Raw genomic sequence first — 736 nt, 5'->3', positions numbered from 1 at the left:
GAGATGAGAAAGCTGGCATGGTATGATGTGTTTCATCTCAAATACCCGGGGAAGAGTGGTCTCAAGGGATTATCTCCAATCTCTGTATTGCGTGAAGATTTGGGGTCACAGCAAGCGGCTAAAAAGTTCATTGGTGCATTTTGGGCAAACGGTACTGCGAGTCGTGGGGTTTTGAAGGTCCCGACTGCTCTGAAAAAAGAAGCTAAAGAAAAAGCTCGTGAAGAATGGCAAAAGCTCAATACGGGTCTGACGAATGCCCATAAAATCGCAATACTTGATGGCGGAATGGAATACCAAAGCATCAGTATGCCGCTTGAAGATGCGCAGTTTATTGAACAGCAAAAATTTGGCGTATTGGAAGTGGCAAAGGTCTACAAGATTCCGGCGCATAAACTCAACCAGTTGGACCGCGCGACATTCAGCAACATCGAGCAGCAGAGCTTGGACTACGTCAAGAACACTCTGCAGCCCATCGTGACCAATTGGGAACAGGAGATCAACTACAAGCTGTTCACGCCGTTGGAGCAAAAGCGGTATTACGCGAAGTTCAACCTGACGTCAGAGCTTCGCGGTGATGCCGCGAGCCGGGCAGCTTTCTATAAGTCAATGTGGGAGATTGGGGCATACAGCATCAATGATATTCGTACTCTCGAAGAACAGGATGGAATCGGCGAAGAAGGCGATAGGCACTATGTTCCGGCCAACTATGCTCCGATTGATGCGATGCCTGTGAAAG

1 protein-coding gene is annotated in these 736 nt (G+C 48.4%); it reads left to right on the top strand.

Going from position 1 to position 736, the window contains the following annotated elements:
- On the top strand, positions 1–736 hold a 736-nt coding region (locus tag CCB157_RS16910; protein WP_143287139.1), incomplete at both ends, for a phage portal protein.

Source organism: Caenibacillus caldisaponilyticus, assembly GCF_002003465.1.
Classification (GTDB): domain Bacteria; phylum Bacillota; class Bacilli; order Bacillales; family Sporolactobacillaceae; genus Caenibacillus; species Caenibacillus caldisaponilyticus.
The sequence above is the reverse complement of the archived record's forward strand: the minus strand, read 5'-3'. Positions and strand labels throughout refer to the sequence as shown.